Genomic DNA, 24,529 nt, shown 5'->3' with positions numbered 1-24,529 from the left:
AATTGATTATACTAAATTGAAATTTATATAAGATAGCTGCCCCTGCTCATATTTTTTATACTCATGAACCTAAAATCTATTTTTATAAGTTATCTGATAGCCCCTATCCTGTTTTTCATTGCCGCCCTTATAATGTCGGTACTGAACAAGAAAAACAAATACCTAAGTAACCGACGCCTCATCATCACTTTACTTTTAACGGCGGTTATTTTGGGCGTACCGGGCTTTTTAGGATTTTTGGGCATACAGTTTATGCCCTGGGGTTACCTGTTTTGCCAGCTTATATATTTAGGGCTCGGTGTGTTTTACACCTGGCTGGCCGGCAAACACCACGAAGAGCAATTTCTTCACCAAAAATGGTTTTTTCTTATCGCATCATTAATATCATGCCTGTTGGGGATGTTCCTGTTTAAACTGGCCTTTAACTGGCTTAACGATATGCAATATGGGGTATGGGCCTCAACCAGCATATTGATATTTTTGTTGCCGCCTGTTTTTTGGTGGGGATATATCGCTTTCCTGAGTATCCCTTTAGAGATTTACAAGGTTTGGGAATACCCGGCCATTCCTGATGATATCAGCATGGAACACCTCGACTTTGACCGTTTGATGGTACTTGAACTCGACCTGTACAAGAACACCGACGATCCTGAGCCGCTTAAGGTAAAAGCAAAAGCGCCGCCAAATATGAATTTTGGTCAGTGGTTTCAAAAATTTATCGACGATTATAACCTGAAATTCCCGAAAGCGGGTGTTCAATATAAAATCAATAATAAGGAGAGTTATAAGTGGATCTTTTATATTAAGCCTTCGTTTTTTAAAAACCGCCATTTTATCGATCCGGATTTGAACATCACCGAAAACAGGATCACCGAATCGGTTACCATATTTGCCAAACGCGTGTCGGAAGCTGTGAGCGAGCCCACACGCACCGGCGACCAGGCCATCTACCTATAACCTATAAAACCATTAACCATGATCAGCCCTTTAAAACATAAACCTGTGAACTGGATAGATGGAATGAAAATTTCCAGCGCACATTTTGTTAACACTGATAACTTTGTTCATGATATAGTGCGCGATGCCAATTCATTACCGCTTAATAACCATAATTTTGGGTTGTTGCCGCCGGTACAAGGGCAAAACTCATCACTCGAGATCCAGATTACCGAGCGGGCATCGGGCCAGGTACAGATCACCTTAAACCAATGCAATGCCATCACTGCCGAAGGTTTCAGGATCGACATTACCCGGGCCGATGAGCCTTTAACCTTTAGCCATTATTTTGGCCAGGAAACCGTAAACGAAGCTTCGGAAACTTATTACGTGCTGCTTACTGTAAACCCCTTTGAACGCGTACCCTCAGGCACGCCCGACCCGGAAGAACAGCCTATCCGTTATCCCGAAATCAGCAAGCATTACAGTATCAGCATCCTGCCTGTATCGCAAATGAACGCCATGGGTTCGCACTACCTGGAGCTTGGCAAATTTGTACGGAGCGGGAATACATTTCAAAGCAACATCAGTTATATCCCGCCATGCACCTCGGTGATCAGTCATCCGGGATTGATGGCCTATTATGATAACTTCGGTACGCAGATTAATAATTTGCAACTGCTTTCTTTCCGGATTATCGATAAAATCACGTCGAAAGAATCGGTATCAACCATCGGCAAAAATGTAAAGCTGCTTTGCGATAAAATGCTCGACTATATTGCCAGGATCTATTTTTCGTACCGCAACCAGATCTATCTGCAGCCACCTATTGAGCTGGTATCCTGCTTTTCGGAAATGGCGCACCTGTTTTTCAGTACCGTTAAAAGCATGCCCGGCGCCGAACGCGAGGAACTATTGAAATATTTTTATGAATGGAAAGATGTAACGCCGGGAAACTTTGAAGAACTGCTGGCCCGACTGATTGAAGTTGTTTACAATCATCATGATATCAATGCATCAATGATTGCAGTTGAAGAGTTTACTCGGGTAATTGTTGCCCTTTGGAATAAGCTTAGCACCTTAGAGTATATAGGGCAGCGTAAAGAAAACATTGTGGTTGCCGAGCAGCAGGCCATTCAAACCACACAAACCAAACGAACATGGACCTTGCTGGATTAGGGTTGAAGTTACTACCAACCTGTGCTTGCCTTCCGGTTTCCCGAGATTCCATATTCGTATTGAACTGTTTAAGACAAGATATTGGAGAAACAGGCTTTTTTTTTACGAAAACCGGAGATAATTAAACACTTACTGTAGCGTATGCTGCTATTTTTCCGTACGGGCTGAAAAACCAATATAAAAATCTTATTTCATGAAAAAATTCCTGCTTGTTTCATGTTTACTGTTTATCATCGGCGTGGGCTGCAAAAAAGAAAACGTTGGCGGCGGCGGGCTTTGTGCCTGCTCACCAATTCTCTCTCCCGAACTAAACCTGGTTGTTAAAAACGGGGCCGGAACCGATCTTTTAAATCAGCAAAATACCGGAGCGTTCACTACCGAGCGAATCTCGGTGTACCGGAAAGATGCGACCGGTAAAATCATACCGATCAGCTTTGCAGTCAGGCCGCCCTTCTCCTATGGCAATGAAACCTTCGGCTTTCATTTTCTTACCGTAGGTAACCTGGACTTTCTTCAAAAAGCGCCTGGTGAGGCGATTTACCTGAAACTGGGCGACCAGGAGGCCCGCGAGCTCCGTGTGCAGTTCAATACGCAGCGATATGCTGTCGACAAACTGCTGATTGGCGGACAGGAAGCGCCGAAAGATACCGGCACCGTTTCGAAATACACCAGTATCTTTTACCTGACTGAATAAAGGCGCGCTTTCCCGTTTAAGAAACCTATTTGCTGATCGTGATCAGCAAATAGGTTTTCGCTCAGTATCAGACCATCAAACCAGTACGGGCAAAACATTTTTCAGAAACATGGTGTAGCCAAAGTAGCTGCGGCCTATAGATGGCGGATTACCTGGACTGCTGAAGGCCATAGTAATTCAACTCTTGTGCAACAAGAGCTGCGGCGATAGCGTGATCAGGCGCTGTCAATATCCGCAATCGATTTTAGCGTGCTTTACACAAAACACTCCGGCGGTGTGCACCCACACCCGTTATTGATATGGCTGCGCCCGGCTAATAGGTCATTGACATAATCCATCGCCTTAGGCGTCACCGCTGTGATAATTGGTGATATTACCATAATTGAGTTAGGCCTAACCAGTATACCCACCTTGATAAAATCCAAGGTAAATTCTTACTTTCGAAACACAAAGCCCGACGATAATACTCTCATGGAAACCAAAATCCTCAACTTATTCAAAATAAAAGTATTATCAGAAGTTTGCAAAAACAACAGCTACAAAATCACGGCGGCTAACCTGCACATAACCGCGTCGGCAGTTAGCAAGATCATCAAAAGCCTTGAAGGGGAATGGGGTATACAATTGGTTAATTCTACGGGCAACAATATTAAGTTAACAGACAAAGCCAGGCAATTAGAAAACGGCATGGCCGATCTTTTAAAGGTAAATGATTTGCTGCTTAAAGATATCCTCCAGTTAAGCGGCAAACACAGCGAGGCATCTATCAGGTTTGGATCGGGCGGATCGCACACCAAAATTGTAACCGGCAGGCTGCTTCCCCTGGTTATACAGGCCTTTCCTGATATTAATTTTGAGGTAAAAGCCAACAACTCCGGCGAGGCCGTCAATGCCATTGTTGCGGGCGAACTGGATTGTGGTATTGTATCGGGAGAATTGCCCGATAGTTTAGACAGGCATTTTATCTTCGACGATCAGATCTCATTATACGCGCACAGAGATAATCCTCTCGTTAAAAGCAGTGTCTCTCTTAATGAAATCAGCTACCCCATATGCCTCAGGGAAAAAGGTTCATCTACCCGTACCGCTGTAGAGAAATTTCTGGATCAACAACACATTAGTTTGCCGGTGGTTAAGCAAACTTCAAATAATGATGAGCTAACACATCACCTTTGCAAAACACAGCACGCCATGCTGTTCCTTCCTGATTTTTATTATCATAACAGCCACTGGAAAAATGAGTATGTTAAAATAGATTGTATGGAGTTACCTATACCCATACCGGTATACTTTGTAACCGGCAAGGGCTTTGTATTTAAACGCCTTAAAAAATTCATACAACAAATACCATTTCAGCAGGAAATTTTGGCCACCTGATCAACTTTTTTTCGTTTTGCCGGGCAGCGCGGGGCAGGTAGCTTTGCATTAAAACCGAAACAAAAGAAAATGAGAAACATAATATCCGGCTGCCTTGTTGTGCTGAGTTTTTTAACAGGTACAATCACTTCTTACGCCCAAAACAAAACCTTAAAAACTGCGTCACCCGCGGCCAGCAATGCTGATTTGCAGGTACAGAAGCCTTCTCTGATCATCATGATCTCGGTTGATATGCTTTCGGGTGAGATCATGGACCGTTTTACTGACAATTTACCTGGCGGATTGGGCAGGCTACTCCGCGAAGGTGTGGTGTTTGAAAACGGATACCAGGAACATGCTTTTACAGAAACGGGACCGGGCCACTCTACCCTGCTTTCGGGCAGGCACCCCTCATCCACCGGGATCCCCAATAACTCGTGGATAGATATGAGTACCGGCAAAACTGAATATTGTGTAAATGACATTAGCGTAACCAACATCGGCCAGCCCGAAGGCGGAATAGGTTGCAGCCCTAAATGGTTTATCGGTACAACTTTTGGTACCTGGCTGCGCGATCAGTTTCCGGGTAGCCGCGTTTTCTCAATAGCCGGTAAAGATCGTGCTGCCATCCTGATGGCAGGCCCCAAAACCAATGGCGTGTACTGGTTTCAGGAAGGGTTTGGCTTCACCACTTCTACCGCTTATGCTAAAAAACTGCCCGATTGGCTTTTGCAATACAACAAATCTTTCCTGCAAACAATAACCAATAAAAGCATCATCTGGAACCCCATTGGCCCTGCCGATGGCAAAGCTTATCCGGGTGTGTGGCATGCGCAAATATCAGATACGATAATTGTAAGTACCCTGCCAAGACTGGTGCAAACCCAGGGTTTCCCGCAGGAGGCAGCACCAGGCTTTTTGTTTGATGAAACACAGAACGGCTCGTTCTGGAGCAGATGGCGGGCAACCCCTTTTTGGGACGAAGCTATTTTTAACGCCGCTGAAGCCATGATTAAAAACGAACATATTGGCCAAGGCCCCAATACCGATTTGCTATGCCTCGGCCTTTCGGCAACCAATGCTACCGAGCACGCTTACGGCAATGCCGGGCCCGAAATTCAGGATCTGATTCGCAGGTTGGATCTTCGCCTTGGTGAGTTTTTAAACAAGTTGCAAAAAAGCGGGCGAACTGTGGCAGTAGTTCTGAGCGCCGATCATGGTGGCCTCGATTTTGCCGAGCGCCTGCGTTCGCAGGGCATCCCTGCCAGGCGCTTAAATACTGCTCTTTGGCTTAAAGATCTGCAAGCCCGCGTGCGCACCCAATTTAACCTCGATAAAGATTTACTGGTAGGTAGCATGCGCGGCCTCTACCTTAAAAAAGACATAGCCGCCCCGCTGGGCGATCGCCGCCAGGTACTGGCCAAAGTAGTTGACATTATACGTACCATGCCCGAGATTGCCGCAGTAGCTACTTATGAAGAACTGGCCGCCCTACCCGAAAAGCGCTTTGCCGATCCGCGTACTTCAAGTTTGCTGTACCGCTTAAAGTTTAGTGCGTACCCGGGCCGGTCGGGCGATATTTTGTTTGCCTTTAACCCGCTTGTGGAATTAAACGGTCCGCCGAAATACGATCCTGCCCAACATGGCACCCCGCATGATTATGACAGACGTGTGCCTATCATATTCTGGGGCCCATGGAAAGCCGAACAACGCTATGATCCTGCCAGCACCGTAGATATAGCGCCTACGCTGGCTCAGCAATTTGGTATAAACCCGGAGGAAAAAGTAGATGGGGTAGCGTTAAAATTTCAAAAGAAATGATAAATAAGTTCATGGTGTTTTGTTTGATTTCATCGAGCCAAATCGGTTATCGAATGCGGTCGGATAGGAAATAGTTCGAACTTTAGTAAAACAGGGTTCACTAAAAAATAAAACCGCTTCCAGTTGCAACTGAAGCGGTTTTTTTCTAAAATTCTCCAAACACAACCTTCTGTTATGCCCAAATTTAAAATCTATATCTGCTATGGTTTATAAATACCCTTGCTTTTGCAAATTCAAATCTTCTTTAACGATTGCATAAACTGCAGCGGCGATTTACCATACTCCTTTTTAAATGCCCTCGAAAAGTTGGAATTACTTTGCAGGCCTATCCTATCGGCAACCTCATTCATCGATACATCTTCGTGCGTCATGATCAGGATAGCACGCTTAAGCCGTACCGTACGGATAAACTCGCCGACAGACTGGTCAGAAATACTTTTAATTTTTTGATACAATTTGGTACGGCTGATATATAAATGTTTGCACAAAAAATCTACATCGAGGTTCAGATCCTGGATATTGTCCTCTATTACATTAATAAGCTTCCGGAAAAACTCCTTATCCTTTTCGGAATGTACTAAGCCGGTAGCCTCCGACAGATAGTCTTTAGTATAACGTTGTTTCAGCTTTTCGGCCTGTTCAAATATGTTGCTTACCGTTAACAACAGCAGATCAATACTCAAGGGTTTGGCAAAATAAAAATCCGCACCCGATTCCATGCCTTCTATTTTGGTATCCAGGGCGTCTTTTGCCGATAGAATAACAAAAGGAATATGACTGGTTTCAAACTGTTCTTTAAGCAGTTTACAAAGTTCGATACCATTTATGCCAGGCATCATTACATCGCTGATAATAAGATCCGGCACCTTTTGGGTAGCTATCTCAAAACCCTGTTTACCATCTTCGGCTTCATAAATGATATAGTATCTTTCGAACGCTTGTTTTAAAAACGCGCGCAACTCATGGTTATCCTCAACCAATAATAAATGTTTGCGACTTTTTACCGGTGTGGGGGTATCTATAAGCTCACTGCCCGGCAATTGGGTTAAAATAGCATGGTCAATGGTTTCCAGCTGCGCTTCTGCCCCACCGGCAACTGCTTTTTCGGCCAAAGTATAATTTTCTTCACCCCAGGGGATGCCGATGATAATTTCCGTACCCTTATATCTTTCGCTGTAAACATAAATATCGCCTTTATGTAACTGGGTTAAACTTTTAACCAAAGCAAGCCCAACGCCCGAGCCGAGGTGATTTTTGCTGATGCGGTAATATCTATCAAAAATACGGGTTATCGAATCGCCCGAAATGCCTATCCCGGTATCGGCTACCCTGAAGTAGATGTATTTTTTTGCCCGGTGACCTTTATTCAACAACTCGAAACCTGTATTGAATGATGGCTTAAAACTGCTGAGATCAAAAAACACATCAAACGATACCTTCCCCCCGGCGTTGGTATATTTAAACGAATTATTGAGCAGGTTAAACAAAATTTTCTCCAATACCTGTACATCAAAAGGTGCTGTATCGGCAGCCAGGCTCTCTGCTTGATTAACCTCAAAACTGATGCTTTTATTAACCGCCAGGTTCTGGAACTCCCAGGTAAGGTCTTTACAAAACTGGCTGATCATTAACGGCTGAACCTGCAACCTTATAATGCTATCGGCCACTTTTTTAAAGTTCATCAGCTCGCTGATGAGGTTCATTAGCCGTTTGGCATTCCGGTACATCAGTTGGTACGAATAATCGAGCGCCGGATTTTTATTTTGGCCGATGAGGCTTTCGAGCGGCCCTAAGATCAGCGTTAACGGTGTCCTGAACTCGTGCGATACATTGGTGAAAAACATCAGCTGCTGCTGGTAAAGTTCTTCGCGTTGCTGATGCATTTCTTCGCGTTTGTTTTCGTTGATAGCCCGCACTTCCATTTCGCGTTTCAGGCGGTACCAACGCGCCTGGTAAATGTAAATGCCCGCCAATCCCGATAAAAACAGGATAGCGTAAACAACTTTGGCAAAGCCCGATTTCCACCACGGCGGGGTTACCGTAACCATTATTTCGGCTTTGGTTTTGCTCCATGTCCCATCATTATTGGTAGCCTCTACAACAAATTTATAAGCAGCATAATCAAGGTTACTGTAAGCTGCTGCGGGGTTTTTGCCATTGGTATATTTCCAATCCTTATCAAAACCCTCAAGTTTATAACGAAACCTGCATTTTAAAGGATTGGCAAAATGCATGGACGAAAAGGAGATTACAAAGTTATTTTGCAGGTAATTAAGATTAAGTTTATCACAATAATCAATAACCCGCGGAATAGCGTTTTTTGATGAATCAACATCTCCATAAGCCGGTCGCTGGTTATTGATCAGGATATCGGTAAAAACAGGTTGTGCGGGTATCCCGTTAGGCTTGATTTGGCTGGGATAAAAATAGTTGAGGCCTTTTATTCCGCCAAAATATAAACGACCATCATCTGCTTTGTACGATGCGCCTACTTTAAAGCTGTTGCCCTGCAAGCCATCATTTTTATCATAACGGATCAGTTTGCCGGTAACCGGGTTAAAACACTCCAAACCGTTACCGCCCATCCATATATTGCCGGCATCATCCACCTCCAGGCTTTCCACATCATTAAATATACCGTAGCTACCAGCGTAGGTAGTAATAGCATAAGTGTCGTTTTTTTCGCGCAGCACCAGTTTATTAAGCCCCCCGCCGATGGTGCCTATCCAGTAGGTGCTGTCATTTTGCTTATCTATCGGGTAAGTGTAATCCGAACTCAGCGAGTTTGGTTTTGATGCCGACGCGTTATAGGAAAAGCTTTTTAAAACAGTGCCTTCCTTATCAATAATCATCCGTTTTAAGCCGTGGATACTGGAAACCAGCAATTGGGGGCGGTTTTTGTCGGCATAAATAAAATAGCCTTCACCATAGTACTTTATGCGGTAGCGGTTTTGTGCATCTTTCCATATTACCCCCAAATTATCCTGGTGGTTGCCAAACCATATATTGCCGTAGTAATCCTTAGCAAAGCAATCAATTACATGGGTAGGGAAAAGTTCGGAACCTGCGGGTTTCCACAGGGTTCCTTCCGGTTTCAAAATATCAATCCCCGATGAGCTGCCTATCCACAGGTTACGATCATTATCAAACAATAAGGCGGTAACCGCATCGCTTTTTAATTTTACCGGCGAATTGTAGGCGTTATAGTAGCTAAATTTTTGCGTTTTTAAATTATATCTGTTTAACCCGTTGGCTGTAGTGCCTATCCAAATATCATCGCCATGAACCATAACCGAGCGGATGTGATTACCTGCAAGTGAATTTGGGATTTCGGGGTTATGCTGAAGCGTGTAAAACAATTTCTCGTTTAAATCGCAATAGTTAACACCGCCACCAAACGTACAAATCCAGAGGCAATCCGTACGATCAATAAAAATTTTACTCAATGAATTTGAATTTAAACCTTGAGGCGAACTTTTATCGCTTACCGCCTGGATAAAATTGAGCTTGTTATCCAATCGTAACACCGCACCGGGCGTGCTTATCCAATAATCGCCATGGCTGCTACGCGCCATTCCGCGGATCTCCGGATAACCTTTGCAAACAAATTGCCCCCTTGCCGAAAAGGAACTCCCTGTTTTATTTAACAGCCACAATGTGTTTTTGGCAGATACCATCAGGTTATCCCACCTGTCGAAAAACAAGTGCGCAAGCTCCTGGCCTGGGAAGCTGTTAATAACTACATAATGCAACCTATTGTTATTATCGAGCCGCAGGAGGCCTTTGTTGCCCGATAAGTACAGCGTTCCGTTTTTATCGGCGGCAAAATCATTTACATGAAAATTTGCCTGTGTCTCTGTTTTTTGAATCTCAATGGTGTTGCCTTTCACCCTGAATATTTTTAGCTGGCTGCCTGTATAAACGTAGATCAGATCTCCGGCTGGTTTAATGATTTTTTGGAAGCTGGTTTTTGCTCCACCCGTTTCAATAAAATCGGTATATTTTTCAAGCCTGGCGTTAAAGCATTGCAAACCGCCTTCGGTACCAAGCCATATATTACCGTCGTTATCAGGATAAAGGCAGATCAGCCGGTTTTTAAAAGCATTGTTAAGCGGCGTATTACTATTATAAAACTTCTTAACCGAATAGCCATCATACCTGTCCAACCCAAAAAAAGTAGCTACCCAGATATAACCCTGTTTATCCTGCACAATATAATTGGCATCGGTATGCGACAGACCTTCATCAACGGTAAGGTAATTGAATTTATACGGAAAAGGCTGCGAATGAGCGGTGGTTGCAACCATGCAACTTATAAAAACACAAGTGCATAACACTTTAATAAAAGCGTATTTATTTAACCCTAAAAGGTTTTTGATGCTCATTTGATACCGGTAGTCTGTTTTGATAATTGGTTGATGATACGGTGTAGTATGTGTTTATTAAAAACGATTTCAGGCTTAAGCCGTACCATAAACAAAAATGAATTTTATATACCGGATAATTTAACATTGCTGTTTTAAAAAGTACAGTATGTTAAAAAAAATGTACGATTGGGCAATATGAGAGCGGAGTAGCGGGCAACATCAATATTCTGAACCGTTGATTTTTTTTGATTACGTTGATTTCGCTGATGTCTGAACCGTGATTTTTGGGAATTTTGGGCATAGACAGTTTTTTTTTCGGCGTGCATTCGACATTACTTCAAAAAAACTAAACATATAATTTACAGCCTGCCTTATGTTATTGGGGTTTCACCCAAAACCGCTCCTCTTCTTCACAAATGCACTTTTGGTCAATAAATATGTATGTTTTGGCAATCTCCCGCCTCAATTAAACAGGTTATTTGTTCCTGCCAATTAACATAACAAGCGCCTATTCAAATCAATACAACTGATACACGCCTTTGCCGGCGACTGTATGATTTTGATAGCACCGATTTAAACCAACGATATAAATCAGCCGATAACCAACAATTAAACCATTCAATAACCTAAAAACCAATGAAAGTAAAAACCAGACACCAACAATCAACCAATTTAAAGCAACCTCTCAACTATGTGTAATTAAACCTTAATTATGAAAAAGACTTTACTCAAAAAGTATGTTAACGTTAAAAAGTCCGGGGTTTACCTGGGCGGTATAGTCCTTTTGTTTGTTTCAGATTTTAGTTTTGCAGCGCCGCTAAAAAATGTTTCCGCCACCACCGGGAACGCGGCTGTAAACGCTAAACTCAATGCCGAAACTATAAAAGGGCGGGTTATTGACCGAGTTACCGGGCAAACCATCCCCGGTGTTTCTGTACGGATAAAAGGTGGTGCGGGCGGCACCGTGACCGATGTAAACGGTAATTTCTCGATACAGGCAGCCGATAATGCCATATTGGTGTTTACCTACCTCGGTTACGATACGCTTGAAGTACCCGTTAGCAACCAGGGCACCTTAACTGTACGATTGCAACCAGCGGCTAAAAACCTTAACGAGGTTGTGGTTATCGGCTACGGATCGCAAAAGAAAACCTCATCTACCGCGGCTGTTGCCACCATCAACACTGCCGAAATTGCTCAAAAACCAGTGGTAAACCTAACCAACAGTTTAGTTGGCCGCGCTTCGGGCTTAATTGTTACACAGGGTAGCGGCGAACCGGGCTTTGATGCATCCAATATCCAGGTACGCGGACAAGGGTCGTTCAATCGTTCGGCAGCGCTGTTAATTGTTGATGGTGTTCCGCGCGATTTTAGCAGGTTGGATCCTAATACCATTGCCAGCTTTACGGTACTGAAAGACGCTGCGGCTGTTGCACCTTATGGTGTGGCCGGTGCCAACGGTGTAATTTTGGTTACCACCAAGCAAGGCCGTTCGGGCAAGGCGTCTTTAACATATAACGGTTATGTAGGTTTCCAAAACCCAACTTTTATACCGCAATACACCAACTCGTACCAATACGCGCTGATGCGTAACGAGGCCAACGCTAACGACGCGGCTGATGCGGGCACGCAATACAATCCCTTCGCTACGGATGACGACCTGCAGAAATACAAAGATCACTCAGACCTGGATGTACATGGTGATAGCGACCCGCTGCACGAAATTATCCTGAAAAACCGGTTGATCACTGCCCATAACATCACCTTATCGGGAGGCAGCGACGATATCAGGTATTTTGCTTCGGTTGGTTATACCCACCAGGATGGTATGTGGAGCACAACCTATCTTAATAAATACAACGGATCATTAAACCTAACGGCTAATGCCACCAAAAGCACTACGGTAAACTTTTCGGTAAATAGTTATGTAGAGGATGGGCATTACCCGGGCACCGGAGCAGGCAGCATTTTAGACCAGGCGCAACGCACAGCGCCCTACACCCCGGTGTATTTTACCAACGGTTTATGGGGAGGCTACATCGGCCAATCGCTGGTTGGCGAAATCTATCATAGTGGTTATGATATCAACGAAAATTCGGCCTTATTGTCGCAATTATCTATCGATCAAAAGCTGCCCATCAAAGGTTTAAGTATCAAAGGTATTATCAGTTATGATAACGGACCCGAGCCGTTGTTTAACACGCAAACCTCGTTTCAGCGGTCGTACCGCACGCCTATTCCGTTTTACAGCGTAGCCGATAAAACTAAAAAGCCCTACACCTTTGTACAAAGCATACAGGGCAGCCAATACCCTACTTTTTCTGAAACCTATAACCAAACGCATTCAATAACCGCGCAGGGTTTGCTGAACTACGCAGGATCATTTGGTAAAAGTGACATTACCGGTTTGCTGGTAGTTGAAAACCGCACTGTGAAGTACAAAACGTTTTCGGCAAAAAAAATAAACTACAATCTTGATATTGACGAGCTCGATTTTGGCGGACCGGCTCCTTCCGATGCTACAAACTCCGGCCACTCGGACGGGCAAAAGCAAATAGGCTATGTTTACCGTTTAGGTTATGCTTATGATAAAAAATACCTGTTAGAGGCAACCGGCAGGTATGATGGCAGCTACCTTTTCGCGCCGGGCCACAGGTGGGGCTTCTTCCCGGCGTTTTCCGCGGGATGGCGCATCTCTGAAGAAAAGTTCATCAAAAACAATTTTGATTGGATAGATAACCTGAAACTCAGGGGATCATGGGGACAATCCGGAGCCTATCCGGCAAGCGGCGGCAATATCCTTACCTATCAATATCTAAGCCCTTACCGTATTTCAGGTAGTTCGGCAGTATTGAATAACACTACAACTCAAGGTGTTTATGAAGGCTTACAGGGCAACCCCGATATAACCTGGGAAAAAGCTACCAAAATTGATATGGGCTTAGAGGCCACTTTATGGAATGGCGCATTGGGCTTTGAGATTGATTATTTTACAGAAAAACGCTCGAACCTGCTGGCCCAGATCGCTGCCTCACTGCCGCCCGAATATGGCATTGGTTTAGGTTTGGTGAATGGCGCCAACATGCAAAACCACGGTATTGACGTAACCATCACCAGCTCGAAAAGCTTTAGTAAGGATCTTCGCCTGGATATTAAAGGCACCTTTACTTTTGCGCGCAACAAACTGGTTAAAGTATTTGAAGATGCCGGAACTTATGCAAACCCTAACACCCGCCGTACAGGCAGGCCAAACGGTACACAATTTGGTTTGAAAGCTTTAGGTTACTTTACTCCTGCCGATTTTGAATCGGATGGTAAAACGCTGAAAGCAGGTGTTCCGGTTCCGCAGTTTGGCGATGTGCGCCCCGGCGATTTAAAATATGCCGATTTGAACGGCGATGGCAAGATAAACGGAAACGATCAAACGGTTATCGGCCATCCCGGCACCCCGGAGATTATTTATGGTTTGGAACCGCGTTTAACCTACAAAAACTTTGACGTTGATATTTTAATACAGGGATCGGGAAACAGCAACATTCAGCTGAATAACTATTTTGTATGGCCTTTCCAGGCATCGGGTTCTGCAACCGAGCTTACGTTTAAAGACCATTGGACACCGTCAAATACCAATGCACTGTATCCGCGCTTGTATGGCACGCCAAAATCAAACAACACGCAATCATCAAGCTGGTGGATCAGGAACAACTCGTACCTGCGCCTCAGGAGCTTTGAATTGGGCTATACGTTTTCAAACAAATTGCTGGGCAAAGCCGTGCGTTCATTAAGGGTGTACGCCGCCGGCCAGAACGTATTTACCTGGACACCATCAATAAAAGAAACTATCGACCCGGAAAACAGTGGAAACAACCAGAATTATTTCCAGCAACGCGTGCTTTCAATAGGAGTTAATGCAACATTTTAAACTATAACAAGATGAGATCAACATATTTAAAAAAAGGACAAGTATTTTTTCTCGCTTTGCTTGTAGCAAGTGTAAGCGCCTGTAAAAAAGACGCCTTAGATGTACCGCCTAAAGGTTTTTTAACAGATGCGGCCGCTTTTTCGTCAGAAGCCAATGCCGATCTGGTGCTGAACGATATCTACGCCAATCTGCCCGATATCAACAACGAAACCCAAAATTCTGATCAATACACTGATAATAGTGCCTGCGGCGCATCATGGGAAACCGGTCAGTCGGTAATCCGGGCCAACTCGCTTAACCCTTCAAATGCCATCGACGGTCCGGCAGGTTCATGGAAATGGGAAACGGTTTATGCCAACATCCGTAAGTGTAACATATTTCTGCAAAATGTAGCGGCTAACAAGGCTAAATTTAGCGATGCCTGGTATACCAAACGTGTAGGCGAAGCTACTTTTATGCGGGCGTATTACTATTCATTGCTATACACTAACTACGGCGGCGTGCCGCTTATTTCAAAGCCGCTTGATAACCGAACCGGCGATGACATATTTGTTGCCCGTAGTACTGCCGACCAAACGGTAGCCTTTATCGAGGCCGATTGCGATGCCGCAGCCGCTGCTTTGCCGCTAACATCAGATAATGGCCGGGCTACCAAAGGTGCGGCTTTAACCTTAAAAGGTTGGATTGAATTGTTTGCGGCCAGCCCGCTTAGTAACACTACCAATGATGCTGCCAAATGGACAAAGGCCGCTGCTACCAATCAGCAGGTCATCAACCTTGGTCAGTACATCATTTTTGCCGGTTACGCAAGCCAGTTCCTGTCATCAAATAATTGGAATAAGGAAACCATTTTTGCCCGCGGTTATGCGGCACCTAACAGGGGGCACAAACGTGAGGGTATTTTAGGGCCGGTTATTGTAAACGGTGGTCAGCAGGCCTGGGGTAACCTTGCCCCTACGCAAAACCTTATAGATGATTATGAAATGGATAATGGTAAGCCGATTACTGACCCTGCATCTGGTTATGATCCACAAAATCCCTATGTACACCGCGAGCCGAGGTTTTACCAATCTATTGTTTACGACGGTTCAACCTGGCAGGGCGACATCTTTAAATCGCGTATCGGAGGGAATAACGAGATCGACCTTGGCTCGGCAAGTGATATTACCAACACCGGTTATAACGGCAAAAAAACGCTTGATGAATCTATTCGAGGGCAAACAAGTTTAAATACTACGCAAGGCATATCAAACTATATCATTTTCAGGTATGCCGAGGTATTGCTAAGTTATGCCGAGGCGCAAAACGAGGCCGTTGGCCCGGATGCTTCAGTTTATTCGGCTGTAAACCAGGTTAGGCAGCGTGCTGGTTCTGCATTACCGGCACTTCCGGCAGGTTTAACCCAGGGCCAGATGCGCGATGTTATCAGGCGCGAACGCCGTATTGAGTTTGTATTTGAAGATAAACGCTGGTACGACATCAGGCGCTGGGATATCACCACCAAGGGTCCCGCCGTATTACAGGAGCAGGAATATGGTATGAAGATAACAGCCGACGGCACAGGCAAACTAACCTACACGCCTGTACCAATATTTAAAAATACATTTTCTGAGCATATGAACTGGTTGCCGCTACCATTACGGATTATCAACCAAAATCCTAAACTCACACAAAACCCGGGCTATAATTAATTCATGATCCGGTTTATTAATTGGTTTCACGGCCCCTTGATCCGGGGCCGTGATTTTTAGTTTTAAAAAAAACTGCTAAATAGCTACTCATTACAAGAAACTGAAAGACAAGGTATTTTAAAGAAGCATAACAATTGCCCATTTGTTATGCTGAGGGACGAAGCATCTTCTACACCGTACATGGCGGCTATGCAGGGTGTAGAAAATCCTTCGCTGTCGCTCAGGGTGACAACGCTTTTTTTAACCTGCCATCGATAGGTACGGAGTAATGACGATTTTGTACCAGAGAACTAAACTTAAAGTAGCTTATCAATAAATATCACAACTTTGTTACCATACACAGAATAATTGTTATATTGACACCAATTTTACGGCAACCCTATAACCGTACCATATTAAACCAAAAAATGAAGATATTCCGGAGCTCTCCGTCGTTTAAAAGGCGCAAAAAACAGGCATTGTTACTGCCCGGGCTTTTATGTTCCATAATAATTGCCGGATGCGGCGATAAGCAGCCCGGCGATACCAGCCAACCACTTTTTAAGCTGTTACAACCCGAACAAACTCATATCGATTTTGCCAATACCTTAACCGAAGGCCTCAATACCAACGTACTGATGTACGAGTATTTTTACAACGGCGGCGGCGTTGCCACCGGCGACCTCAACGGCGATGGCCTGCCCGATGTATATTTTACCGGCAACATGACCGATAATAAACTGTACCTGAATCAAGGAAAACTACAATTTAAAGATATTACGGCAGAGGCGGGCGTTGCCGGGCGGCCCGGCCCCTGGAAAACCGGGGTTAGTATGGCCGATGTGAATGGCGATGGCAAACTTGATTTGTATATCTGCTATTCGGGGAAAGTTCGCGCCGAAAAGCGCATTAATCAGTTGTTTATTAACCAGGGGAATGATGCAAACGGGATCCCGGTGTTCAAAGATCAAACAGCCGACTATGGTTTAGATTTCCCCTCATTTAGCACCCAGGCTTATTTTTTCGATTACGACAGAGATGGCGATCTTGATTTGTTGCTTGTAAATCACAACCCGGCCCGCATCAGTATTATTGATGATGTGTTTGTTAAGGATATGGAGGCAAAAAGAGACGCGGAATCGGGCATCCGATTGCTTAGGAATGATAATAATCATTTTGTTGATATCACCAGCAACGCGGGAATCGTGAATAACCCTTTATCCTACGGCCTGGCGGCAGGCATTGCCGATATTAATGGTGACGGCTGGCCGGATATCTATGTATCTAACGATTACAGCGTACCCGATAGGCTATACATCAACAATACCAAAGGTGCTTTTACTGATGAATTGCAAAAACAGATAGGCCACACCTCGTTTTACTCGATGGGGAACGACGTAACAGATATTAACAACGATGGCAAGCCGGATATTTATACCCTGGATATGCTGCCCGAGGATAATAAACGCCAAAAGTTGCTCTTCGGGATTGATAATTATGAAGCTTTTGATCTGAACCTGCGTGTGGGCTTTTATTACCAGTACATGCGCAATATGATGCAGATTAACAATGGCAATAATACCTTTAGCGAGGCAGGTCAGCTGGCTGGCGTATCCAATACCGACTGGAGCTGGGCACCGCTTTTTGCAGATTATGATAACGACGGATGGAAAGACCTTTTTGTAAGCAACGGCTACACCCGCGATTACACCAATATGGATTTCCTGAAATTCATGGGCGATAATTTAAAAGATCGCCGGGTTATGCGGCAAGATCTGCTCAATATCGTAAACCAGATGCCATCGTCGCAGGTTAAAAGCTACCTGTTTAAAAACAACGGCAATGCCATGTTCAGCAATGTAAGCCGGCAATGGGGTATCACGCTGCCCTCAAACAGTAACGGCGCTGCGTATGTAGATCTGGATAACGACGGCGACCTTGACCTGGTAGTGAACAACATTAATCAACCTGCCTTTATATATGAAAATCAGGCTTCTTCCCAAAATAGCAATCACTATTTATCCATCAATCTGAAAGGTACGGGCGGAAATACGCAGGGTATAGGTGCTAAGGTTACTATTTACAGCAAAGGCAAACAGCAACTGCTTGAGCAAATGCCTACCCGTAGTTTTCAATCAACGGTATCATCGGTACTGCATTTTGGTTTGGGTAAGGATAAGCAGGTTGATTCCTTAAGGGTAACCTGGTTGCGCGGAGATTCACAACTGCTTACGGATGTAAAGGCAAATAAGCAGATCACTTTGAATGAAAATGATGCGAAAGGCAGCACTCCGTCAACTAAAACGACAGCACCGTTATTTAAAGAGATTGCCTCGCCAATAGCATCCCGCGAAAGCGAAAATACCACTAACGATTTTAAACGCCAGCCGTTATTGATCAACTCTATTTCCTTTTCAGGATCATGCCTGGCAAAAGCGGATGTTAACGGCGACGGGCTTGAAGATATTTATGTGGGCAGACATGATGAAAAAGCGGGTGCGTTATACCTGCAGCAAAATGGCGGGACATTTGCAGCCAAGGCAGTCGCAGCTTTTGATGCTGATAAAAAAAGTACCGATGCTGCGGCAGTTTTCTTTGATGCCAATGGTGATGGCAAACCTGATCTGTACGTGGCCTCCGGCGGATATGCGGACTATAAACCTGGTGATGCTTTACTACAGGACAGGCTTTATCTTAATGATGGCAAAGGCAATTTCACCAAGGCAACCAACGCACTTCCTAAAATGACCAGCAGCAAAAGCTGTGTAAAAGTAGCCGATATTAATGGCGATGGCTTTGCCGATCTTTTTGTAGGCGGCAGGGTAATTCCGGGCGAATATCCCGAAACGCCCGAAAGCTATATTCTTATCAATGATGGTAAAGGCCATTTCAGCAACCGAACAGAAAAATATAACCCGGCGCTGAAAAACATCGGGATGGTAACCGATGCCGCATGGGCAGATCTGAACGGCGATAAAAAGCCTGATCTGATCATTGCCGGCGAATGGATGCCGATCACAGTTTTTGAAAACGCCAATGGTAAATTAACCGATGTCACAACAAAATACTTCGATAAAAAATACACCGGGTGGTGGAATTGTATTAACGTGAGCGATATTAACCATGACGGCCACCCTGATATCATTGCCGGTAACATAGGCCTCAACACCCAATGCAAAGCCAGCGATACCGAACCCGCCGAAATGTTATATAAAGATTTTGACGATAACGGCTCCATCGATCCAATCCTTTGCTTTTACATCCAGCATATCAGTTACCCTTATGTAACCCGCGATGAAATGCTGGACCAAATGAGCATGATGCGTACCCGCTTCCCCGATTATAAAAGTTATGCAGATGCTACCATAGATAAGATCTTCACCACTGAAGAGTTGCAAGGCGTAAAGAAACTTAGTGCAAATCACCTCGCCACTACCCTTTTCCTGAGCAACGCGCAAGGTAAATTACACGAAGCCACTTTACCTGTGCAGGCGCAATATGCGCCGGTTTATACCATTAACACGCTTGATTATGACCATGATGGAAAAACCGACATGCTGCTTTGCGGTAACCTGAACCACGCCCGCATCCGCTTTGGTAAGTATGATGCCAATTATGGTGTATTGCTTAAAGGTGATGGCAAGGGTGGCTACAGCTATATTAATCAGCAACAATCGGGTTTTAATTTAAAAGGGGACGTTCGGGGCGTGCTTCAATTAAATAATGCGCTGCTTTTCAGTATGGATAAAGGCAAGTTTAAAGCTTATAGAGCACAGTGATTAAAATCATGAAAAGAAATTTATTAATAGCGCTATTTGGTTTATTGGCAATAACCGACTGCCATAAAACACCCAGCCCTCAACTGGGTAATAAAGATATTGGCAAGGTGATTAACCAAATGGCCGATGTGATGATCCATGATGTTACCAACCCGCCTTTGGCCTCCCGCTTTTTTGCTTATACCTGTTTGGCGGGATACGAAGTAGTGAGCCAGAATGATAAGCAGGCTAAAAGTATGCATGGTGCACTTAATGATTATCCGGCCATTGAAGTTCCAAAGCAAATTTCCGGATATAATGATAAATTAAGTGCTGTACTGGCTATGTACGAAACTGCCGGAAAGCTTCAGCCCTCGGGCAGTTTGATGCTTAAAAATGAAGATGCTTTTTTAGATTCATGCAGAAAAATAGGCTTCAGTGATGAAGTGATAGATAGTTCAAAAAGCTACGCCAAATTCATCAGCAAAAAGATCCTGGCATATGCGAAGGCTGATAACTACCGAAAGATAAGCGCACTTCCGCGATATAAATTGAAAGGAACTCCCGGGAGCTGGAATCTCACACCGCCAGCTTACATGCTACCGGTTGAACCCTACTTTAATACAGTACGACCTTTTACACTCGACTCGGCAGCGCAGTTTGTTCCTGATCCGCCTATCCCATTCTCTACCGATAAAAATTCGGCGTTTTATAAATTCCTGCAATTGAGCTATGCAAAAAGCGGCAATGGTTTAAAACAGGAGGAAAAAGATATTGCCAACTTTTGGGATTGTAATCCATTCGCCGTTCAAAATGACGGTCACATGCTTATCGGCCTCAAAAAAATCTCGCCGGGAGCGCATTGGATGGGCATAACCAATATTGCCTGCAAACAAACCAATGCCGGCTTCGCGAAAACCATGGAGGTAAACACGGTGGTAGCCGTGGGCCTGATGGACGCTTTTATTTGCTGCTGGGACGATAAATACCGCACCAACCGCATCCGCCCCGAAACGGCCATCCGCCAATATATTGATCCGCATTGGAAACCGTTGCTGCAAACACCGCCATTTCCGGAATACATTAGCGGGCACTCGGTAGTGTCATCCACATCGGCAGTGATCCTTACTCATTATTTTGGCGATAATTTTAAATATACCGATAGCGTGGAAGTAAGCTATGGTGTGCCTCCGCGGCATTTTACATCTTTTACACAAGCTGCCAAAGAAGCGGCTATATCCCGCTTTTGGGGAGGCATCCACTTTATGGATGCTATTGATAATGGCATTATTCAAGGGAATAAAGTGGGCAACCGGGTGTTGAGTAAAATAAAAAGTGCACAGAAATAAAGTATTTTACATTGTACTGAATGCGGCTTGCCAGGTAACTACAAGCCGCATTTTTTGTTTTATATCAAGATGTAAGTCATACGCACTAAAATGCGCCGGTAAAGTGCAAATACACATTTCCGGTACATTTTGCCAATAAATATGTACAGTATGACAATGTACAGCTGTAAAATTTACATTTATTTGTATTGCAATTACACAATTATCCATCGCCCCAAAAACCAAACTATAAACATCTATGAGTAAAACCTTTTTCTCAAAAAAAACCATTGTTCTGTTAAGCCTTAACCTTGTTACCTGTTATAAGGCAAGCTTCGGTTTCCAGGCACCTGCCGGGAGCAGGCTAACCGCAACGGACACCGCTTCTGTGCCTAAAGAAATTGAAGACCCCGAAAACATCGGCATCAATAAAGAAGCCAGCCACGCTACGCTGATGCCTTATGCTTCGTTAAAAGAAGCGCTCGCCGCCAACCGCCACGCCTCATCATTTAGCCGCAGCCTGAATGGTATGTGGAAATTTAACTGGGTTGATTGGCCGCAAAAGCGTCCGGTTAATTTTTATAAGCCGGGTTATGATGTATCTAAGTGGAAAGACATCAAAGTACCATCAAACTGGCAAATTGAAGGCTATGGTACCCCTTACTACAGCAATTTTACCTATATCTTTCAAAAAGATTTTCCGAGGGTAATGAGCACCCCGCCCCAAAAATATACCGCCTACACCGAACGGAACCCGGTAGGCAGCTATCGCCGCGATTTTACTGTACCTGCTGAATGGAACGGCCGACGTATTTTTATCACTTTTGATGGTGTTGATGCCGGTTTCTTTATCTGGGTAAACGGCAAAAAGGTAGGCTACAGCGTAAACAGCCGCAATGCCGCCGAATTTGATCTGACCAAATATATCAAACCAGGCAAAAACACCTTAGCGGTAGAAGTTTACCGCTTTACCACCGGCAGTTACCTGGAAGACCAGGACATGTGGCGCTTAAGCGGCATTTTCAGGAATGTAACACTATGGAGCAGCCCGCAGGAACACATCCGGGATTATTTTGTTAAAACCAACCTCGATCAGGAATACAAAAATGCCGATGTACTGGTATCAACCAAAATAAAAAATTATGGCGCTGCGGCTGTTAAAGCCCGCGTGTTGGATATTGCCTTATACAACGGCAGCGTAGCCGTTCCGGGAGCCACAGCAAAAAAAGCTATTCCGGCACTTAAGCCCGGCGAAGAGGTTACCGTTGAAACCAGTTTCCATGTAAACAACCCGCAAAAATGGACGGCCGAAACGCCTAAACTTTATACCACCGTTGTTAAAATTAATGATGGTGCGAATACGGTTGAAACACTTTCGTCGCGCACTGGTTTCAGGAGTATCGAGATTAAAGGTCGCTTGTTTTTGGTTAATGGCGTACCTATCAAACTAAAAGGTGTAAACCGTCATGAAAACTGGCCGAATGATGGCCACGCGGTTACCGAAGAGCAGATGATCAGGGATATTGTGTTGATCAAACAAGCCAACTGTAACCACGTGCGTACCTGCCACTATTCGGATGATCCGCGTTGGTACGAACTGTGCGATCAATACGGCATCTATTTAGTAGCCGAAGCCAACTTAGAAAATCACGGCGCCTGGGACGAGTTTAACGAAGAACCGCGGATTAAAGCAGCTTTGATTGACAGAAACGTTGCCAACGTTGAGAATTTTAAAAACCACCCCTCTGTGGTGATCTGGAGTTTGGGTAACGAATGCGGCAGCGGCGGTTCAAACTTCAGGGCTATTTTGAAGGCCATTAAAGATATCGATACCAGCCGCCCTACACACTACCAGGGTTTCGGCATTGGCAAAAACAACCCTGCCGATATGGACAGCGAGATGTATACCGATGTAGAAAATCTTGAAAAACATGCCAACGATAATACATTAACTAAGCCTTTTTACCTGTGTGAGTATGCGCATGCCATGTTCAATTCGATGGGTTCGGTAGATATTTATAATGATTTGTTTGATAAGTACCCGCAATTATTGGGCGGCGCTATATGGGAGTGGCAGGATCAGGGTGTTTACAACAACCGCAATCCCAAACACCCGATAACTGCATACGGTGGTGGTTTCGGCGAATTCCCTAACGATCATTACTTTATTCATAAAGGCGTTGTGTTTTCAGACAGATCACCAAAGCCTCATTACCCCGAGCTGAAGCGTGCTTACCAATGGATCAGTATCCGCGCTAAAGATTTAAAAAATGGCGTTGTCACTATTAAAAACCGCTACCAGTTTATCACCCTTAACAGCTTTACGGCTAAATGGGAAGTAAGCGAAAACGGCGACGTCCTATCGTCAGGTAACCTTGCTTTAAATAAAATTAAACCAGGTGCCGAACAGGACGTAAAAGTGCCGTTTAACATTACACCTAAACCCGGTGCTGAGTACTTTTTGAGAGTTTCGTTTAATCAGGCTGCTGATAATATGTGGGCTAAAAAAGGATTTGAAGTTGCCGCACAGCAATTAGAGCTACCTATTACCGTTCCGGCCGCACAACAACAACCGGCAACAGGCAAATTGACTTTAGCCGATGGCAAAGATGAAATTAAAGTAAAAGGCACAGGTTTTGCCCTTGAGTTTGATAAAACCAAAGGCACATTCACCAAAATGGAAAAAGACGGCGAAAACGTTTTGGAAGGCAGCGGAGGGCCTATGTTGCATTTGTGGCGCGCACCTCACCGTATTGATGATGAGTGGGCTTACAACGATTACTGGGTAAAATACGGCCTGAAAGAATTAGCATGGAAAACCGACGATGTAAAAGCAACCCAGCTTGCAAACGGCGAAGTGGAGATTAAAGTAAGCCTTACCGGTACCGGCAAGCATGATTTTGCAGTGCATCATCAGGCTGTTTATACCATCAATGGTAATGGAAACATTAAAGTTGATAACAATGTAAGCTTTAACGGTGATGAAAAAATAGTGCTTGCCCGTTTAGGTGTTCGCCTGTTCCTGAAAAAGGACCTGAACCGGTTTGAATACTTTGGCCGCGGCCCGATGGAAAATTACGCCGACAGGAAAAGCGGTTTTGATGTAGGGCACTACAACAGCACCGTGGCTCAACAGGTAACTCCTTACGAAAAACCTATGGACAACGGCAATCATGAAGATGTGCGCTGGGCCAAAGTATTTACAGACAAAGGATTGGGCATTGCCGTTAAGCAAACTAATGAGTTATTCCAGGTAAGTGCCCAACCTTATTGCGATGAGGAAATGACGGATGTTGAGTACAAGATAGATATGCCAAAAAGCAAATGGACAGTGCTTTGCATCAGCCATAAAACTTTAGGTGTAGGTTCAAATGGGTGCGGACCACGGCCGTTGGAACAATATAGGGTACACGCTAAGCCTGCTTCATTTAGCTATCAGATCCAGTTGTTGGGTAAAAAGTAGAGCGTATTAAGTCGATAGTCTTAAGTTTTCTAAGC

11 protein-coding genes are annotated in these 24,529 nt (G+C 44.5%); 10 read left to right on the top strand and 1 reads right to left on the bottom strand.

What is annotated here, in order from left to right; genetic code table 11:
* Nucleotides 1-63: 63 nt before the first annotated feature.
* From HYN43_RS06435 to HYN43_RS06415, 5 genes are all read left to right on the top strand, one after another.
* The gene (locus HYN43_RS06435; protein ID WP_119408661.1) at nucleotides 64-957 is read left to right on the top strand and encodes a TssN family type VI secretion system protein; all 894 of its coding nucleotides are present in this window, start codon (nucleotides 64-66) and stop codon (nucleotides 955-957) included.
* 18 nt (nucleotides 958-975) lie between these two features.
* Complete coding sequence (locus HYN43_RS06430) at nucleotides 976-2,115, top strand: hypothetical protein (protein ID WP_119408660.1); 1,140 nt, start codon at nucleotides 976-978, stop codon at nucleotides 2,113-2,115.
* Nucleotides 2,116-2,308: 193 nt separating this feature from the next.
* A complete protein-coding gene (locus HYN43_RS06425; protein WP_119408659.1) occupies nucleotides 2,309-2,809 on the top strand; it encodes a hypothetical protein in 501 nt (166 codons plus the stop codon).
* A 471-nt stretch (nucleotides 2,810-3,280) separates the two neighbouring features.
* Nucleotides 3,281-4,186, top strand: a complete 906-nt coding sequence (locus HYN43_RS06420; protein WP_119408658.1) for a LysR family transcriptional regulator — start codon at nucleotides 3,281-3,283, stop codon at nucleotides 4,184-4,186.
* Between the two features lie 69 nt (nucleotides 4,187-4,255).
* Nucleotides 4,256-5,986, top strand: coding sequence for an alkaline phosphatase family protein (locus HYN43_RS06415; protein WP_119408657.1), 1,731 nt, complete (start codon nucleotides 4,256-4,258; stop codon nucleotides 5,984-5,986).
* A gap of 233 nt (nucleotides 5,987-6,219) precedes the next feature.
* Here the strand turns inward: HYN43_RS06415 and HYN43_RS06410 are convergent, their stop codons facing one another.
* Nucleotides 6,220-10,293 carry a two-component regulator propeller domain-containing protein gene (locus HYN43_RS06410; protein ID WP_162996339.1) on the bottom strand — a complete coding sequence of 1,358 codons (4,074 nt, stop codon included), beginning with the start codon at nucleotides 10,291-10,293 and terminating at the stop codon, nucleotides 6,220-6,222.
* 772 nt (nucleotides 10,294-11,065) lie between these two features.
* Between HYN43_RS06410 and HYN43_RS06405 the strand changes: the two genes are divergently transcribed.
* From HYN43_RS06405 to HYN43_RS06380, 5 genes are all read left to right on the top strand, one after another.
* Nucleotides 11,066-14,275, top strand: a complete 3,210-nt coding sequence (locus HYN43_RS06405; RefSeq protein WP_119408655.1) for a SusC/RagA family TonB-linked outer membrane protein — start codon at nucleotides 11,066-11,068, stop codon at nucleotides 14,273-14,275.
* An 11-nt stretch (nucleotides 14,276-14,286) separates the two neighbouring features.
* A complete protein-coding gene (locus HYN43_RS06400; RefSeq protein WP_119408654.1) occupies nucleotides 14,287-15,966 on the top strand; it encodes a RagB/SusD family nutrient uptake outer membrane protein in 1,680 nt (559 codons plus the stop codon).
* Between the two features lie 407 nt (nucleotides 15,967-16,373).
* On the top strand, nucleotides 16,374-19,724 hold the full coding sequence (locus HYN43_RS06395) for a VCBS repeat-containing protein (RefSeq protein WP_119409286.1): 3,351 nt from the start codon (nucleotides 16,374-16,376) through the stop codon (nucleotides 19,722-19,724).
* 8 nt (nucleotides 19,725-19,732) lie between these two features.
* A complete protein-coding gene (locus HYN43_RS06390) occupies nucleotides 19,733-21,052 on the top strand; it encodes a vanadium-dependent haloperoxidase (RefSeq protein WP_119408653.1) in 1,320 nt (439 codons plus the stop codon).
* Nucleotides 21,053-21,290: 238 nt separating this feature from the next.
* On the top strand, nucleotides 21,291-24,494 hold the full coding sequence (locus tag HYN43_RS06380) for a glycoside hydrolase family 2 TIM barrel-domain containing protein (RefSeq protein ID WP_119408651.1): 3,204 nt from the start codon (nucleotides 21,291-21,293) through the stop codon (nucleotides 24,492-24,494).
* Nucleotides 24,495-24,529 lie beyond the last annotated feature (35 nt).

This window comes from Mucilaginibacter celer (genome assembly GCF_003576455.2).
Classification (GTDB): domain Bacteria; phylum Bacteroidota; class Bacteroidia; order Sphingobacteriales; family Sphingobacteriaceae; genus Mucilaginibacter; species Mucilaginibacter celer.
The sequence above is the reverse complement of the archived record's forward strand: the minus strand, read 5'-3'. Positions and strand labels throughout refer to the sequence as shown.

What these genes read in the sequence shown, in the direction of transcription:
- HYN43_RS06405 (WP_119408655.1), top strand. Translation starts at nt 11,066, where the DNA reads ATGAAAAAGACTTTACTCAAAAAGTATGTTAACGTTAAAAAGTCCGGG.
- HYN43_RS06420 (WP_119408658.1), top strand. Translation starts at nt 3,281, where the DNA reads ATGGAAACCAAAATCCTCAACTTATTCAAAATAAAAGTATTATCAGAA.
- HYN43_RS06425 (WP_119408659.1), top strand. Translation starts at nt 2,309, where the DNA reads ATGAAAAAATTCCTGCTTGTTTCATGTTTACTGTTTATCATCGGCGTG.
- HYN43_RS06380 (WP_119408651.1), top strand. Translation starts at nt 21,291, where the DNA reads ATGAGTAAAACCTTTTTCTCAAAAAAAACCATTGTTCTGTTAAGCCTT.
- HYN43_RS06415 (WP_119408657.1), top strand. Translation starts at nt 4,256, where the DNA reads ATGAGAAACATAATATCCGGCTGCCTTGTTGTGCTGAGTTTTTTAACA.
- HYN43_RS06430 (WP_119408660.1), top strand. Translation starts at nt 976, where the DNA reads ATGATCAGCCCTTTAAAACATAAACCTGTGAACTGGATAGATGGAATG.
- HYN43_RS06395 (WP_119409286.1), top strand. Translation starts at nt 16,374, where the DNA reads ATGAAGATATTCCGGAGCTCTCCGTCGTTTAAAAGGCGCAAAAAACAG.
- HYN43_RS06400 (WP_119408654.1), top strand. Translation starts at nt 14,287, where the DNA reads ATGAGATCAACATATTTAAAAAAAGGACAAGTATTTTTTCTCGCTTTG.
- HYN43_RS06410 (WP_162996339.1), bottom strand. Translation starts at nt 10,293, where the DNA reads ATGGTTGCAACCACCGCTCATTCGCAGCCTTTTCCGTATAAATTCAAT.
- HYN43_RS06435 (WP_119408661.1), top strand. Translation starts at nt 64, where the DNA reads ATGAACCTAAAATCTATTTTTATAAGTTATCTGATAGCCCCTATCCTG.
- HYN43_RS06390 (WP_119408653.1), top strand. Translation starts at nt 19,733, where the DNA reads ATGAAAAGAAATTTATTAATAGCGCTATTTGGTTTATTGGCAATAACC.